Here is a 14,634-nt window from a genome sequence, read left to right as displayed (position 1 = left end):
CGCGAAGGATGATCGCGGGATGACGGAATTGTCATGAAGCGTGTGCGCCGCGTTGCCCGCGTTGCGTGAAAATTCCGTCATGTTTCGGCCATGTCGTCGTCACCGCGGCGGCGATAAGCTGCGGCCGTCTTGTCCCCGGAGCGCGCCGTCGCGGCGCCGCGCCGGCCGATCCGGTCGTTGCCTGCCTGATTCCGCATCCATGTCGTACTGGCGCAAATTCCTCGTCGTCGTGCTGCTGGCGCTGAGCCTGCCGATCCAGTCGTTCGCGACCGTGTCGATGGCGTGTGCGGGCGCGGATGCGGTCGTTGCCGTGCCGCACGCGCAAGACGGGGCAAGCGCTGTCGAGGCAGTGCCACATGCAATGCCGAACGCGCACGGTGGCCAGCATGAGCGTCAGCACACGCACGACCATCATGCGCGACATGCCCAGCCGTGCTCCGCGTGCGGGGCCTGCTGCCTGGGCACCGGCATGGCGGATCTTTCTGCGATGTCCGTTGCGTCGGGGATCGGTATCGCGCTCGTCTCTTTCGCGCTGACGCCCGTCGTCGTGTCGTTCCTGACCGGCGGCATCGACCGGCCGCCGCGCCGGCTTCTCGTCTAGACCCTGCCCGCGGCCTTGACCGGCCGCGCTCTGCAAACCGCTCCGGCGGCGGCATCCGTGCCGCCGGACGACTCACGACGAGACCCATTCATGCGATTGATTACTGCGGCGCTGCTTGGCGCGGCGGCCTTCGTGCCGTCGCTCGCGCCTGCGCAAACCCCGCTGCCCGATCCGGCGGACGCCACCGTGGCCGTTCCGGATGTCACCGTGACGTCCGTATTCGACGGCTACCGGCCGTATCGGGACGACGAAGGCCCGGGCTGGAAACAACTGAACCGTGACGTGATGGAGCGGCCCGCGAAAGGACGTGCGACCGGCGGCGCGGCTGGAAACAGCGCCGCGCATTCGAAGCACGAAGGAGCCGCGCGATGACGATGCTTGCGATATCGCCGAGGATCGGCGCGGCGGCGGCCGTGCTGGCGTTCCTCGCGGGCTGCACGACGTTTTCGAAGGACGGCGGTTTCGACGTGGTGTCGTCCGCCGCGTCGGAACGCATCGGGAAAGACGCGGTGGTGGTCAAGACCGACGCCGACCGCGAAGCCGTCGACAGGCGCACGAAGGAACTGCTGGCCAAGCCGCTGTCGATCGACGATGCGGTGCAGGTCGCGCTGCTGAACAACCGTGGCCTGCAGGCGTCGTACGCGGAACTGGGGTTGTCGGAGGCCGATCTCGTCCAGGCCGGCCGGCTGCCGAACCCGCGCTTCGCGTTCAGCCGCACCCGTGCCGGCGACGGCGAGCTGACGCTCGGCCGCACGTTCTCGGCGAACGTGTTCGCGCTGCTGACGATGCCGCTCGCGACGAACATCGAGCGCCGCCGCTTCGAGCAGACCAAGCTCGAAACGGCCGACGCGATGCTGAAGGTGGCCGCCGACGCACGCCGCGCATACGTCGAGGCCGTCGCCGCCGAGCAGGCCGCGAACTATGCGCAGCAGGTGCGCGATGCCGGGAGCGCGGCTGCCGAACTCGCGCTGCGCATGCGGCAGGCCGGCAACTTCAGCCGGCTCGATTACGCACGCGAGCAGGCGTTCCATGCCGATGCGGTCGCGCAGCACGCGAAGGCGCGCCAGCAGGCCGTGGCCGCGCGCGAGAAGCTCACGCGCGCGATGGGGCTGTGGGGCGAGCGCACGCAGTACACGCTGCCCGAGCGCTTGCCCGACCTGCCGAAGGCGCGGCCGAACCTGCCCGATCTCGAGCGGTTCGCGATGAGCAACCGTTTCGACATCCAGGCCGCGAAGCTGCAGACGCAGGGCGTCGCGTCGTCGCTGGGCCTGAGCAAGGCCACGCGCTTCGTCAATGCGGTCGACCTCGGCTACGTGAACAACTACGAGACCGGCAAGGGGCACGAGCACGGCTACGAGATCAGCGTCGAGATTCCGCTGTTCGACTGGGGCGGCGCGAAGGTCGCGCGGGCCGAGGCCATCTACATGCAGTCGGCGAACCGGCTCGCGAAAACGGCCATCGATGCGCGCTCCGACGTGCGCGAATCGTATGCGGCATACGTGACGAGCTACGACGCCGCGACGCACTATCGCGACGAAGTCGTGCCCCTGCGCAAGACGATCTCCGACGAACTGCTGCTGCGCTACAACGGGATGCTCGCGAGCGTGTTCGAGCTGCTGACCGATGCGCGCGAACAGGTCGGCGCGGTCAACGGCTACATCGATGCGCTGACGGACTACTGGCTCGCCGAAACCGATCTGCAGATGGCCGTCGGGGGCCGGCTGCCGTCGCCGGGCGCCACGCCACGCGCGACGCAATCCGCCCCACCCGAAGCCACTCCCAACGCCGACGCTGCGCCGCAGCCGGCATCCACCCCCGCGGCGCAACCGGCGCCCGCGACGCAAACGCATCCGGAAGGTCATTGACATGGTGTCCCGTCGACAATTTCTCAGCGGCTCGGGCGCCGCGCTGCTGGGCGCCGCGATGGTCAGCAAGGCCAGCGCCGCGTCGCTGCCCGAAGCGCCCACGATGGCGAAAACCGCCACGCAGCCGCCGCTCGTGCCGCCGAACGGCCGCCCGTACACGCCCGTCGCGACGCTGAACGGCTGGACGCTGCCGTGGCGAATGAAGAACGGCTGGAAGGAGTTCCACCTGACGGCCGAGCCCGTCGTGCGCGAGATGGCGCCCGGCATGAACGCGAACCTGTGGGGCTACAACGGCCAGTCGCCGGGCCCGACGATCGAGGCGGTCGAAGGCGACAAGGTGCGCATCTTCGTGACCAACCGGCTGCCCGAGCACACGACGATCCACTGGCACGGGCTGCGGCTGCCGAACGGGATGGACGGTGTCGGCGGCCTCACGCAGCCGCATATCCCGCCGGGCAAGACCTTCGTCTACGAGTTCCAGCTCGAATCGCACGGCACGTTCATGTACCACCCGCACGCCGACGAGATGGTGCAGATGGCGATGGGGATGATGGGCATGTTCATCGTGCATCCGAAGGATCGCGGCACGATGCCGGTCGATCGCGATTTCGTGTTCCTGCTCGCCGCGTACGACATCGATCCGGGCAGCTACACGCCGCGCGTGAACGAGATGACCGACTTCAACATGTGGACCTTCAATTCGCGCGTGTTCCCGGGCATCGATCCGTTGCCGGTGCGCGCAGGCGACCGTGTGCGGATTCGCTTCGGCAACCTGACGATGACGAACCATCCGATCCACCTGCACGGCTACAGCTTTGAAGTCGTGGGCACCGACGGCGGGTGGATTCCGCCGGCCGCGCGCTGGCCGGAAGTGACGGCCGATGTCGCGGTGGGCCAGATGCGTGCGATCGAGTTCACGGCCGATCGTCCGGGCGACTGGGCGTTCCATTGCCACAAGTCGCATCACACGATGAATGCGATGGGCCACCAGGTGCCGAACCTGATCGGCATGCCGCAGAAGGATCTCGCGCGGCGCATCGGCAAGCTCGTGCCCGACTACATGGCGATGGGCAGCACCGGCGGCGCGATGGGCGGCATGGAGATGCCGCTGCCCGACAACACGCTGCCGATGATGACGGGCACGGGCCCGTTCGGGCCGCTGGAGATGGGCGGCATGTTCACGGTCTGCAAGGTGCGGCAGGGGCTCGGCCGCAACGACTATCGCGATCCGGGCTGGTTCAGGCATCCGAAGGGCACCGTCGCGTACGAGTACACCGGCGAACTGCCGGACGGCTGAGCAGCAGCATGCGGCGGCCGCGCATGGGCGGCCGCCGGTTTCATTTCATTCACTGGGAGTCGACACGATGAAGAAGGGACTGGTTTCGATGGCAATGGGGTGTGCGCTGGCGTTTTCCGGCGCGTCGTACGCGGCCGGCGACATGGCGGGCATGGACATGAGCGGTGGTGCGAAGCAGGCAGCCGCGGCGAAAGAGGGCATGTCGCACGGCGAGATTCGCAAGGTCGACACGGCCGCCGGCAAGCTGACGATCAAGCACGGCCCGCTGGAAAACCTCGGGATGGATGCGATGACGATGGTGTTCAAGGTGAAGGACCCGGCGATGCTGTCGCAGGTGAAAGCCGGCGACAAGATCGACTTCGTCGCGCAAGACGTGGACGGCGCGCTGACTGTCGTCGAGCTGAAGAAGCCGTGACGCGGAGCGTGAACATGAAGATCCCGAACCTCACGCGGCTGGCCGCGATCGTCGCGACCGGCGCGATGCTCGCCGCCGCGCCGGTCGCCGCATCCGCGCACGGCAAGCTGGAAAGCGCCGCACCGGCGACGGGCAGCACGGTCGACACGGCGCCCGACACGTTGCGGCTCACTTTCAACGAAGACCTCGAACCGGCGTTCAGCTCGGTGAAGGTGTCGGACGCGAACGGCAACGCGGTCACGCAGGAAAAGGCGAAGGTCGATGCGGCGAGCCCGCGCGTGATGACGCTCGCGATGCCGAAGCTCGCGCCCGGCGCGTACACGGTGCAGTGGGCGGCGATGACGGCCGACGCGCATCGCACGAAGGGCACCTATACGTTCCGGGTGAAGGGGTGAACGACGGCGTCATCGGTCTCCTGCGGCTCGTGTCGGTGGCGATCCAGAACGCCGGGTTCGCCGTCGTCGTCGGCGCGCTGCTCGGCAGCAACTGGCTCGCGCGCGGCGCGTCGGCGTGGCAGCACGGCATCGGCCGCCGGCTCGTCGCGACGCTGCGCATCGCGTCCGTCTGCTCGCTGGCCGCGAGCATCACCGCGTTCTGGGCGCACTGCGCGTTGATGAGCGAGGTGTCGTTGCTCGAAGCGGGGCCGGCCGTCTGCTCGATGCTCGCGGGTACCGGGTTCGGTCATGCGTGGCTGGCCGGTGCGGTGTTCATGCTCGTCGTCGTGGTGCTGTCGTTCGTCAGGCGTTCGAACGATAAGCGCGTGCCGTTCGCGATGTGGGCCGCGCTCGCCTGCGTCGCGCTCGCGCGCAGCAACGGCGGGCATCCGGTGGATGCCGGGCTGTTCAGCGTGCCGGTGTGGATCGACTGGCTGCATCTGCTGGCGATCAGCGCGTGGGTCGGGCTCGTGCTCGTGACGGCATTCGGCGTGATGCCGAGGCTTGTCGCGATGCCCGCGAGCGAGCGCACGACCGGCGCATCGTTCGTGCAGTCGCTGTCCGATGCGTCGACCTTCGCATTGATCGTGCTGTTCGCGACCGGCGCGTACAACGGCTGGCGCGGCGTCGATACGCCCGCCAACCTGCTCGCATCGGCGTACGGGCAGATCCTGCTGCTGAAGCTCGCACTCGTGCTGATCGCGGCGGCGCTCGGCGGGCATAACCGCTTCTTCGGGATGCCGAATCTGTTGGCCGCGCTGAAGGATCCGGCAGCCGCGATGCCGGCCGGTTCGTTGCAACGGTTCGGCACGGTGTTGCGGATCGAGGCGGTGGTGCTCGGCGGCGTGCTGATGATCGCGGCCGTGCTCGTGTCGAGCGCGTTGCCGGGCACGGTGTAGCGCGGCGCCGCGACGCTGCGGCAGCGAGGGCTCGCGGGGTAATCGTCAAGGGCGCGGTAGTTTTTCATCAGACGATTTCCCCGCTTTTTCAGGGGCAAACGTGCGATTGATGGCGATCGCACCACGATAAAAATAGTTACATCTACCTGTCTTTCAATTACCAAAAACTGTCATTGAGCGCCGCTAAGCTTTCGCCACCCTCACAACCGGGATTCCCCGACATGCGCTCGACAATCCGCCTCATCACCCCGCTATTGCTGCTCCCGACGCTCGCCGCGCCGGTTTTCGCCGCCACTGCCGCGCCCGTCAGCCCGAACTGCGGCGGCAGCACGACGCCGATCGCCGATATCCAGGGGCCGGGCGCACCGTCGCCGCTCGCCGGCCAGAACGTGTCGATCGAAGCCGTCGTCACCGCCGATTTCGGCGGCACGGACGGCTTCGGCGGCTTCTTCGTCCAGCAGGCCGACGCGCAGCGCCGCAACCAGCCGGGCGTGTCCGAAGGCCTGTTCGTCTACGCGCCGAAAGTGCGCGCCAAAGCGGGCGACCTCGTGCACGTGACCGGCAAGGTCGAGGAGAAATACGGCCAGACGCAGCTCACGCAGTCGGGCGCGATCGCGGTGTGCGCGAACAACCAGACCGTCACGCCCGCGACGCTCACGCTGCCGGTCGACAGCCCGAACGCATTCGCCGCGTATGAAGGGATGCTCGTGCGCCTGCCGCAGACGCTGAACGTCACCGACAACTACGAGCTCGGCCGCTACGGCAGCGTGATGCTCAGCAACGGCCGCCTGCGCACGCCGACGAGCGTCGTGCCGCCCGCGCAAGCGCAGACGCAGATCGATGCGAACGCACGCAACCGCCTGGTTCTCGACGACGGCTCGAACAAGCAGAACCCCGCCACGGTGCCGTACCCGGCGCCGGGCCTGTCGGCCGCGAACACGCTGCGTGCGGGCTACACGGTGCGCGACATCGAAGGCGTGCTCGAGGTGCGTTACGGCGCATGGCGCGTGCAGCCGCTGCCGGGCGCGGCCGTGCCGGCATTCGAGGCGCGCACGAACCCGCGCACCAACGCACCGGCGCGCGATCCGAAATCGAACCTGCGTGTTGCATCGTTCAACGTGCTGAACTACTTCAACGGCAACGGTCTCGGGGGCGGCTTCGACGATCCGAACAACCGCGGCGCGAAGAACTTCCAGGAATTCCAGCGCCAGGAAGCGAAGATCGTCAGCGCGCTGAAGGCGATCGACGCCGACGTGATCGGCCTGATGGAAATCCAGAACAACGGCTACGGCGAACTGAGCGCGGTGCGCCAGCTCGCGGCGAAGCTCGGCAACAACTGGCGCGTCGTCGATCCGGGCGTGTCGCGCCTCGGCGGCGATGCGATCACGGTCGCGATGATCTACGACAGCCGCAAGGTCGAGCCGGTCGGCCGCGCTGCCACGCTCGCGATCGACGACAAGAACCGCCAGCCGCTCGCGCAGTCGTTCCGGCTGATCAACGGCAACAAGCAGTCGCTGACGGTGGCCGTGAACCACCTGAAGTCGAAGAACTGCCCGGATGCCGCGAACGACGATCTCGACCAGGGCGACGGCCAGGGCTGCTGGAACCCGACGCGCACGCGCGCGGCCGCGAAGGTGGCCGACTGGCTCGCCGGCAACCCGACGGGCGTCGCCGGCCAGGGCGTGCTGCTGATCGGCGACTTCAACAGCTACACATACGAAGACCCGATCCGCACGCTCGAATCGCGCGGCTACCGCAACCTCGTCGCGCGCTGGATCGGCGCGAATGCGTACAGCTACGTGTACAACGGCGAAGCCGGCTATCTCGATCACGCGCTCGCGACGCTGCCGCTCGCGTCGCACGTGAAGGCCGTGCACGAATGGCACATCAACGCGGATGAACCGCTCGCGCTGCAGTACACGCTCGCGTACAAGTCGGCGGAGCAGCAGAAGACGTTCTACGCGCCGGATGCGTATCGCTCGTCGGATCACGATCCGGTGCTGATCGATATCGCGCTGCCGGGTGGCGGGAAGTAATGGCGGTTTGAACGCGAATGAAGCGCGGCGTGCGGCGAGGCTGCACGCCGCGCTTCATTTCGACCGCACACGCCGGCCGGATCGCGGGTAAATAATTCCGCCGAATTTTTCAGGAATTAGCGAAATCGGTATTTTATGGGTGGCGTGATGCGGATAAGCGCATCGATTGAAGAATGGTTGAAGTGACTCGAATCATCGAGTGACGGTCTATACGCGATGTCGTGCCGAATTAATCGATCCCAGATAATTAAAATGAAAGAATAATTCTGGTGATCTGAAGGCTTTCGACGCGCAGCATCAGCGCCAGTAAAGGATTGCCGGTTGTGCGATAAAAGCGGCGGATTCGGCGGATTATTGTCAGTGGAGCGCGCAATGCGTGAATAATCCCGCTTTCTTTCAATTGCCAGACACTGTCCGCCGTTAGCATCATTGCGGGATTTTTAATATCCGAATGATCTTTGACAACGCGGCGCAGCACCGCCTATTTTTGTGTTGTCGTAAATTTGGGTCATATAAAAGTTGTCCAAACTGCAGGGGGCGCGTCCGAGCATCATTCTCGCCAGCAGTTTGCTGTGTCTGTATCAAGTTCAGTCTCTGAGAAGTCCCATCCCCAACCGCTGACTGCCGACCGTGCAACGCGAGTGGCGGGTAGGCCTGCGCGTTTCGCAGGCGTTGGCGGCCTTTGTGAAGTGGTATCAGAACCAGCCACAAGGAAAGAGATGAAACCAGACAGGAGCTGTACCGGCAGCCGCCGTGGCCGTCACGGCCGGTTGGCCGGGCTAGGCGCATTGACCGTCATGACTCTGGCGCTCGCGGCATGCGGCGGCGACGATTCGTCGTCCGTCGGTGCGTCGAGCCTCGCGCAGGCCACCGCCAGCCAGCAGGCCAGCGCGCAAGCAGCCGGGCAAACGCCGGCCAACCAGCCGTACGTCGACCTGGTCGCGTATTCGATGAATGCGACCGACGGCCTTGCCCCCGCGCAGGTGTCCGAGAAAACGGCCGTCATGCATTACCAGTGGAAGAACGGCGGCACGACCGTCAACTACACGACGACCACCGGCCACCTGACCGCGCAGGACGCGAGCGGCAATGCGGAAGCGTCGATGTCGTATGTCGCGTACACCGCGCCGAGCACGAACGGCAAGCCCCGCCCCGTCACGTTCGTCTATAACGGCGGCCCCGGCTCGTCGTCGATCTGGCTGCGGCTCGGCTCGTTCGCGCCGACCCGCGTGGCCACGCCCGATCCGCTGTTCGGCGCCAACTGGCCGAACTATCCGCTCGTCGACAACGCCGAAAGCCTGATCGACACCACCGACCTCGTGTTCATCGACCCGCCCGGAACGGGGCTGTCGGAAGCCGTGTTGCCGAACACCAACCAGAAGTACTGGGGTTCCGATGCGGACGTGAACATCATGCGCGACTTCATCCAGCGCTACCTGAACGTCAACAGCCGCAGCACGTCGCCGATCTACCTGTACGGCGAATCGTACGGCACGCCGCGCACCGACATGCTCGCGCTGGCGCTCGAATCGGCCGGCGTGCACCTGACGGGCATCGTGCTGCAGTCGGCGATCCTGAACTACTTCGCGGATGCGACGGAAGCGGTGGCGATCACGCAGTCGACGGAAGGGCTGCTGCTCGATACCGATACCGTGGCCGGCTACCTGCCGGGCTATGCGGCGGTCGCGGCGTACTTCAACCAGGTTTCGCCGGCCCCGGTGAACCAGGATCTGTACGCACTGCAGACGGAACTGTTCACGACGCTGATCTACAACCAGCTGCAGAAGTATTCGCAGTCTTGGGTGTTGAGCCAGCTCGGCATTCCGGATGCGCTCGGCACGCCGGTGTTCCCGAGCGATGCGACGCTCAAGCTGTGGTCGATCCCGTCGAGCCTCACGCAACAGGCGCTGCGCGGCTACTTCAACGCGAATCCGTTCGGCACGAGCCTGCTGCCCGGGACGACGATCGGCCGGTATGACGGACGCGTGTCGTTGCCGAACTCCGATCCGCGGCTGCAGAACGACGGCGATCCGTCCGACATCCTGATTTCGCAGCCGTTCACGAACGCGCTCGCGACGCAGATGCCGGATTACCTCGGCTACACCGCCCCGAACGCGACGTACCTGCCGCTGAACGACAACATCATCGGCGTCTGGGACTTCACGCACGACGGCCAGCCGATGCCCGACACGATCCCCGATCTGCTCGGTGCGCTGCAGCTCAACCCGAAGCTTCGCGTGCTGTCGGAGAACGGCTTCCACGATCTCGCGACGCCGTTCTTCAACACCGAGAAGCAACTCGCGCGGCTGCAGACGGTGAAGGGCTTCAATCCGAAGCTGCAGGTGAACTTCTTCCAGGGTGGCCACATGATCTACCTGGACGACGTCGCCCGTCCGCAGATGAAGCGGGACCTGAAGACGTTCTACAAGGGCGCGCGGATTCCGACGGCACTGACGCTGCATACGCTGCCGCCGCCGTGGCCGGATGAAAACCCGCCGAGCGTCCCGACCGGCAGCGTCCCCGGCGCAACCGCCGCGACGACGCTGGCGGCGGCTCCTTGAGCGCCCTGAGCGACGGACTCCTTGTCAAAGGAACCCTCTATTCATCCATTGAATGCGAGTGATCATGTCCCTAATCAATTTGATGCGGCGTATGTCTCCGTTGATCGTCCTCGGTGCCGTGATGAGCAGTGCCTATGCGTTGCCGCCGCAGGCGGTGGCGCCGGTGAAGTTGCCGCACGGCGGGCACGGTGTCGACGGTCCGTTCTTTCCTGCCACGAAAGCGGCGCCGGTGTTGCCGTCGACCGGCTCGACGCTGCAGCAGCAGGCGCAGCAGCGTGTCGACGCGCGGCTCGGCGCCAATACGGTGCTGAGCAACGGCGCGGCCGTGACGAAAGCGCAGGCGCAGAGCAATGGCCTGGGTTTCGTGTCGAAGCACTTCGACGAGATCGATGCGAAGCACACCGGCCGCGTGACGATGAGCGATGTGCGGCAGTTCATCCAGCAGCGGCAGGTGCAGGCGCAGCAGGAACAGCAGGACGAGTGACGTAGCAGGCAGGGCGGCGGCCGGTGCGGACTCCTTCGTAACTGGCCGCCGGAAAGTGAACGAAAGGTGCTAGGTGGCCTGGCGCGCGTAGCGCTTCGCGGTGGCCGACGGCAGTTCGCCGAACATCGCGCGATAGTCCTGCGCAAAACTGCTCAGGTGCCAGAAGCCCCATTTGGTGGCCGCGGACGTCACGGAGTCGCCGAGCCGCAGCTCGCGGCGCACGTGATTCAGCCGCACGGCCCGCAGGTACGCGATCGGGTTCAGGTTCAACGTGTCCTGGAACGCGTATTGCGCGGTGCGCCGGCTGACGCCGAGTTCCACGCACAGCTCGGCGATCGACAGCGGGCAGGTCGATGCATCCTGCAGCCGTTCCCGCACCGCATTGACCAGCGACCAGTATTTCGTCGGGCGCACGATCTGCGCGCCGGCATCCGGCGTGGCGGCCGTCATCACTTCCGAGATCGCGTACAGCACGGTGCGTTCGAGCAGTTCGATCCTGTCCTGCGTCGTTGCATCGCCGATGTGTGTGGTTTTTGCCGCGGCGGCGAGCGTCTGGCGCAGCAGGTCGCGCAGATGGTCGGCCACACCGGTCGCCATCGGGATCACCGGTGCATGGGTGCGAGCGCGCAGAGATTCGGCAACCGTACGCAGCGCCTGCGTCGACAGCTTCTCCGGCTCGATTTCGACGTTCACCAGCAAATGGCGGTCGGGCGAATAGAACTCGAATTCCGGCTGGCTCGAAAACACGTGCAGGCTGTCACGCCCGCTCTTCTCGCCGCACAGGCGCGCGTGGCCTTCCAGTTCCAGCGGCACGGCCACGGCGATTCGCTCCAGTGGCACCGCGCCTTGCTGCAGGATGACCTTGTCGAGATCCTCGACCAGCAGCTTGATGCCGCCCAGCGACATGATCGACGACGAGCCATGAAACAGCCCGCCCGAGATCTGCGTGTAGTTCATGTTCCAGCCGTCGAACGAGCGCGCCTGTTCCTCCACGTCGGTGAACGCGCAGAACGCGACCGTTCGCGCGAACAGCGGGTTGCCGGAGAAATCGCTCGGTTGGGCAGACGGCGTCATCGAGGGCGGGAAGGGGCGGGCCGGATCGATTCATTGTAGCCGCTCGCCGCGCCGGTCAAAAAGCGCCGGACGGGGGGCGCCTCGTCAAAACCCTAACTTGCCGAAATCCGATAGTGGAAAACCTTTCGGCACCTTACCTTTGGCACCAATACGACGCTGGAGAGACGGTGATGGAACTTCCCCGTGGCGGATTCTGGAGAAACTGGGTCGGCAATCAGTCGTGCGTGGCCGCGCACCTGGCGTCGCCGACCCGCGAGGCCGAGATCGCGGAGCTGGTGCACACCGCGACGCGGCAAGGCAAGCACGTGCGCTGCGCCGGGTCGGGGCACTCGTTCACGCCCGTCGTGGCCACCAGCGGCCTGCTGCTGTCGCTGCAGGATTACCAGGGCATCGTGGAGGTCGATGAAGCGCGCAAGCGCGTGACCGTGAAGGCCGGCACCAAGATCAATGCGGTGACGCGGCACCTGAAGGAACTCGGCCTGTCGCTCGTCAACCAGGGCGACATCGATTCGCAGGCGATTGCCGGCGCGTTGGCCACCGGCACGCACGGCACGGGGACGACGCTGAGCAACCTGTCGTCACAGGTCGTCGGGATGCGCATCGTGCGTCCGGACGGCTCGATCATGACCGTGAGCGACCGGCAGGACCTCGACCTGCTGCATGCGACGCAGGTCAACATCGGGATGTTCGGCGTGGTGTCGGAGCTGACGCTGCAGGTGACGGACGCGTTCTGGCTGCACGATCGCGTATGGCGCGAGGATTTCGACGCGCTGATGGCGCAATACGACGACCTGGCCGCGAAGCACCGGCATTTCAGCTTCTTCTGGTGCCCGACGTCCGCCAGCCGCGATCTCTACTGCCTGCCCGACACCACGAAGGTGTCGAATTCGAAGAAGGACTACGACGTGTGCGAGATCAAGGTGATGGATGTCACCGACGCGCGCACGTTCCACGAAGGCGAGCACGAGAAGATCGCCTACAGCTCCGAGGTGTACGCGATCCACTACGTGCCGAACTTCCACGAGCTCGAGTACGCGGTGCCCGCGCAACACGGCAAGGAAGCGCTGCGCCGGGTGCGCGAGCTCATCCTCACGAAGCACCGCGACTGCATTTTCCCGGTCGAGTACCGCTTCACGAAGGGCGATCCGGCGTGGATCAGCCCGTTCAATCACCAGGACAGCGTCACCATTTCATGCTCGGGCGGCCCGAACGGCGTCGACTACTGGCCGTTCCTGAAGGACGTCGACACGATCCTGCGCGATTACGGCTCGCGTCCGCACTGGGGCAAGCTGCATTTCACGAACCGCGAGGACGTCGATCGCTGGTTCCCGAAGGCCGAAGCGTTCCGCGCGCTGCGCCGCAGCGTGGACCCCGAAGGCTATTTCCTCAACGATCACCTGCGGACGCTGTTCAGTTGAGCAGACCGAACGAACCAGACTGGAGAACGAAGCATGAATGTCAAGATTGACGGCCGCCTGGCCGGCAAGGTCGCGATCGTGAGCGGCGGCGCCGGTGGCTGTGGCGGCGCGGCGTCCGAACTGTTCGCCGCACAGGGCGCGAAGGTCGCGATCATCGACCGCGACGGTGACGCCGCCGAAACGCTCGCGTCCCGGCTGCGCGACGCGGGCCTGCAGGCGATCGGCTTCGGCGCCGACGTGTCGAAACAGGCCGAAGTCCAGCAGGCCGTGAACGCCGCGCGGGAGCAGTACGGCAACGCGGACATCCTGTTCAATCATGCCGGCACGCTGATCGTCAAACCGTTCCTCGACATCGAGGAGTCGGAATGGGATTGGCTGATGGGCGTGAACGTGAAGAGCATGTTCCTGATGACGAAAGCGGTGCTGCCGCAGATGCTGGAGAAGGGGCGCGGCAGCATCGTCTGCACGTCGTCGATTTCCGCGGTGTGCGCGACGCCGGGCGAGGTGCTGTATGACGCGACCAAGGGCGCATGCCACATGTTCGCGCGGGCGATTGCGGTCGAGTACCGCGACCGCGGCATTCGGTGCAACGCGCTCGCGCCGGGGTTCATCCGCACGCCGCACGGGATGCGCGAACTCCGGGACCTGCAGGCGATGGGTGTCGACGCGACCGAGGCGGCGATCGCGGTTCAGCAAGGCCGCCTGTGCGAGCCGTCGGAAGTCGCGGCGGCGGCACTGTTCCTCGCTTCCGACGAGTCGAGTTTCGTCAACGGCACGCACCTGTTCGTCGACAACTGCTTCTCCGCCGTCTGATTGTTGTTGCTCGCAAGAAGCTGAAGGGCAGGCCTCACGCCCGCCCGGCAGGCAAGTTCCGTCGAAGGTGTCGCAGCGATGCGACCCTTCGATTTTTTTTGCACGCCCGGCGCGCGGTGTCCTAGCGGAATGTCGGAATCCTTCTAGCTGAACGAGGGCGCGTCTGATGGAATGCGAAGGCCGAAACACCATGCAGCCGGCAAGCCGCGGTCAGTCATTCACTCTCAACTGGTCAATCATCATGTTCAACCGCACCACCAGCACCGTTGCCAACGTCGATCCGGAACTTTATGCCGCGATCGAGCAGGAAAACCGCCGCCAGGAAGATCACATCGAGCTGATCGCGTCGGAAAACTACACGAGCCCGGCCGTGATGGCTGCGCAGGGTTCGCAACTCACGAACAAGTACGCGGAAGGTTATCCGGGCAAGCGCTACTACGGCGGTTGCGAATACGTGGACGTCGTCGAGCAACTGGCGATCGACCGCGTGAAGCAACTGTTCGGCGCGGAAGCGGCGAACGTGCAGCCGAACTCGGGTTCCCAGGCGAACCAGGGCGTGTTCTTCGCGATGCTCAAGCCGGGCGACACGATCATGGGCATGAGCCTCGCACACGGCGGCCACCTGACGCACGGCTCGCCCGTGAACATGTCGGGCAAGTGGTTCAACGTGGTGAGCTACGGCCTGAACGAAAACGAAGACATCGACTACGAAGCGGCCGAGAAGCTCGCGCAGGAAC

General features: G+C 65.8%; 14 protein-coding genes and 1 pseudogene. 13 read left to right on the top strand and 2 right to left on the bottom strand.

Going from position 1 to position 14,634, the window contains the following annotated elements:
- Nucleotides 1-199 precede the first annotated feature (199 nt).
- The 8 genes from G3O00_RS13120 to G3O00_RS13085 all read left to right on the top strand — a co-directional run bounded on the left by G3O00_RS13120 (nt 200) and on the right by G3O00_RS13085 (nt 7,547).
- A complete protein-coding gene (locus tag G3O00_RS13120) occupies nt 200-601 on the top strand; it encodes a hypothetical protein (RefSeq protein ID WP_206143194.1) in 402 nt (133 codons plus the stop codon).
- Nucleotides 602-691: 90 nt separating this feature from the next.
- Nucleotides 692-973, top strand: coding sequence for a hypothetical protein (locus G3O00_RS13115; RefSeq protein WP_206143193.1), 282 nt, complete (start codon nt 692-694; stop codon nt 971-973).
- A complete protein-coding gene (locus G3O00_RS13110; protein WP_206143192.1) occupies nt 970-2,466 on the top strand; it encodes a TolC family protein in 1,497 nt (498 codons plus the stop codon). The genes G3O00_RS13115 and G3O00_RS13110 overlap by 4 nt, the downstream gene beginning before the upstream one ends.
- Before the next feature lies 1 nt (nt 2,467).
- On the top strand, nt 2,468-3,763 hold the full coding sequence (locus G3O00_RS13105; protein ID WP_206143191.1) for a copper oxidase: 1,296 nt from the start codon (nt 2,468-2,470) through the stop codon (nt 3,761-3,763).
- A 67-nt stretch (nt 3,764-3,830) separates the two neighbouring features.
- Complete coding sequence (locus G3O00_RS13100; RefSeq protein WP_206143190.1) at nt 3,831-4,178, top strand: copper-binding protein; 348 nt, start codon at nt 3,831-3,833, stop codon at nt 4,176-4,178.
- Nucleotides 4,179-4,192: 14 nt separating this feature from the next.
- Nucleotides 4,193-4,573, top strand: coding sequence for a copper homeostasis periplasmic binding protein CopC (gene copC / locus G3O00_RS13095; RefSeq protein ID WP_206143189.1), 381 nt, complete (start codon nt 4,193-4,195; stop codon nt 4,571-4,573).
- Nucleotides 4,570-5,511 (top strand): CopD family protein, encoded by a 942-nt coding sequence (locus G3O00_RS13090; protein WP_206143188.1) that lies wholly within the window; start codon nt 4,570-4,572, stop codon nt 5,509-5,511. Before copC ends, G3O00_RS13090 begins: the two co-directional genes overlap by 4 nt.
- Before the next feature lie 221 nt (nt 5,512-5,732).
- Nucleotides 5,733-7,547, top strand: coding sequence for an ExeM/NucH family extracellular endonuclease (locus G3O00_RS13085; RefSeq protein ID WP_174932157.1), 1,815 nt, complete (start codon nt 5,733-5,735; stop codon nt 7,545-7,547).
- A gap of 247 nt (nt 7,548-7,794) precedes the next feature.
- Here the strand turns inward: G3O00_RS13085 and G3O00_RS13080 are convergent, their stop codons facing one another.
- Nucleotides 7,795-8,025, bottom strand: coding sequence for a hypothetical protein (locus G3O00_RS13080; protein ID WP_241025114.1), 231 nt, complete (start codon nt 8,023-8,025; stop codon nt 7,795-7,797).
- Between the two features lie 241 nt (nt 8,026-8,266).
- Between G3O00_RS13080 and G3O00_RS13075 the strand changes: the two genes are divergently transcribed.
- Nucleotides 8,267-10,108: a peptidase S10 gene (locus G3O00_RS13075; RefSeq protein ID WP_206143187.1), complete on the top strand. Its 1,842-nt coding sequence runs from the start codon at nt 8,267-8,269 to the stop codon at nt 10,106-10,108.
- 91 nt (nt 10,109-10,199) lie between these two features.
- Nucleotides 10,200-10,592, top strand: a complete 393-nt coding sequence (locus G3O00_RS13070) for a 2-oxoglutarate dehydrogenase (RefSeq protein ID WP_241025113.1) — start codon at nt 10,200-10,202, stop codon at nt 10,590-10,592.
- A 69-nt stretch (nt 10,593-10,661) separates the two neighbouring features.
- On the opposite strand, the gene G3O00_RS13065 is transcribed toward G3O00_RS13070, so the two are convergent.
- The gene (locus tag G3O00_RS13065) at nt 10,662-11,666 is read right to left on the bottom strand and encodes a helix-turn-helix domain-containing protein (protein WP_206143186.1); all 1,005 of its coding nucleotides are present in this window, start codon (nt 11,664-11,666) and stop codon (nt 10,662-10,664) included.
- 170 nt (nt 11,667-11,836) lie between these two features.
- Here G3O00_RS13065 and G3O00_RS13060 point away from each other — a divergent pair, with 170 nt between their 5' ends.
- The 3 genes and pseudogenes from G3O00_RS13060 to glyA form a co-directional block, all read left to right on the top strand.
- Entirely contained in the window at nt 11,837-13,084 is a 1,248-nt protein-coding gene (locus G3O00_RS13060) for a D-arabinono-1,4-lactone oxidase (RefSeq protein ID WP_206143185.1), read from the top strand.
- Between the two features lie 33 nt (nt 13,085-13,117).
- Nucleotides 13,118-13,897, top strand: coding sequence for an SDR family NAD(P)-dependent oxidoreductase (locus G3O00_RS13055; RefSeq protein ID WP_206143184.1), 780 nt, complete (start codon nt 13,118-13,120; stop codon nt 13,895-13,897).
- A 241-nt stretch (nt 13,898-14,138) separates the two neighbouring features.
- Nucleotides 14,139-14,634 (top strand): annotated as a pseudogene (glyA, locus tag G3O00_RS13050) (serine hydroxymethyltransferase); the annotation flags it as partial.

It is taken from the genome of Burkholderia sp. Ac-20384, from assembly GCF_017104605.1.
Lineage (GTDB): Bacteria > Pseudomonadota > Gammaproteobacteria > Burkholderiales > Burkholderiaceae > Burkholderia > Burkholderia lata.
The sequence above is the reverse complement of the archived record's forward strand: the minus strand, read 5'-3'. Positions and strand labels throughout refer to the sequence as shown.

What these genes read in the sequence shown, in the direction of transcription:
- G3O00_RS13120 (WP_206143194.1), top strand. Translation starts at nt 200, where the DNA reads ATGTCGTACTGGCGCAAATTCCTCGTCGTCGTGCTGCTGGCGCTGAGC.
- G3O00_RS13115 (WP_206143193.1), top strand. Translation starts at nt 692, where the DNA reads ATGCGATTGATTACTGCGGCGCTGCTTGGCGCGGCGGCCTTCGTGCCG.
- G3O00_RS13110 (WP_206143192.1), top strand. Translation starts at nt 970, where the DNA reads ATGACGATGCTTGCGATATCGCCGAGGATCGGCGCGGCGGCGGCCGTG.
- G3O00_RS13105 (WP_206143191.1), top strand. Translation starts at nt 2,468, where the DNA reads ATGGTGTCCCGTCGACAATTTCTCAGCGGCTCGGGCGCCGCGCTGCTG.
- G3O00_RS13100 (WP_206143190.1), top strand. Translation starts at nt 3,831, where the DNA reads ATGAAGAAGGGACTGGTTTCGATGGCAATGGGGTGTGCGCTGGCGTTT.
- copC (WP_206143189.1), top strand. Translation starts at nt 4,193, where the DNA reads ATGAAGATCCCGAACCTCACGCGGCTGGCCGCGATCGTCGCGACCGGC.
- G3O00_RS13085 (WP_174932157.1), top strand. Translation starts at nt 5,733, where the DNA reads ATGCGCTCGACAATCCGCCTCATCACCCCGCTATTGCTGCTCCCGACG.
- G3O00_RS13075 (WP_206143187.1), top strand. Translation starts at nt 8,267, where the DNA reads ATGAAACCAGACAGGAGCTGTACCGGCAGCCGCCGTGGCCGTCACGGC.
- G3O00_RS13070 (WP_241025113.1), top strand. Translation starts at nt 10,200, where the DNA reads ATGTCTCCGTTGATCGTCCTCGGTGCCGTGATGAGCAGTGCCTATGCG.
- G3O00_RS13065 (WP_206143186.1), bottom strand. Translation starts at nt 11,666, where the DNA reads ATGACGCCGTCTGCCCAACCGAGCGATTTCTCCGGCAACCCGCTGTTC.
- G3O00_RS13060 (WP_206143185.1), top strand. Translation starts at nt 11,837, where the DNA reads ATGGAACTTCCCCGTGGCGGATTCTGGAGAAACTGGGTCGGCAATCAG.
- G3O00_RS13055 (WP_206143184.1), top strand. Translation starts at nt 13,118, where the DNA reads ATGAATGTCAAGATTGACGGCCGCCTGGCCGGCAAGGTCGCGATCGTG.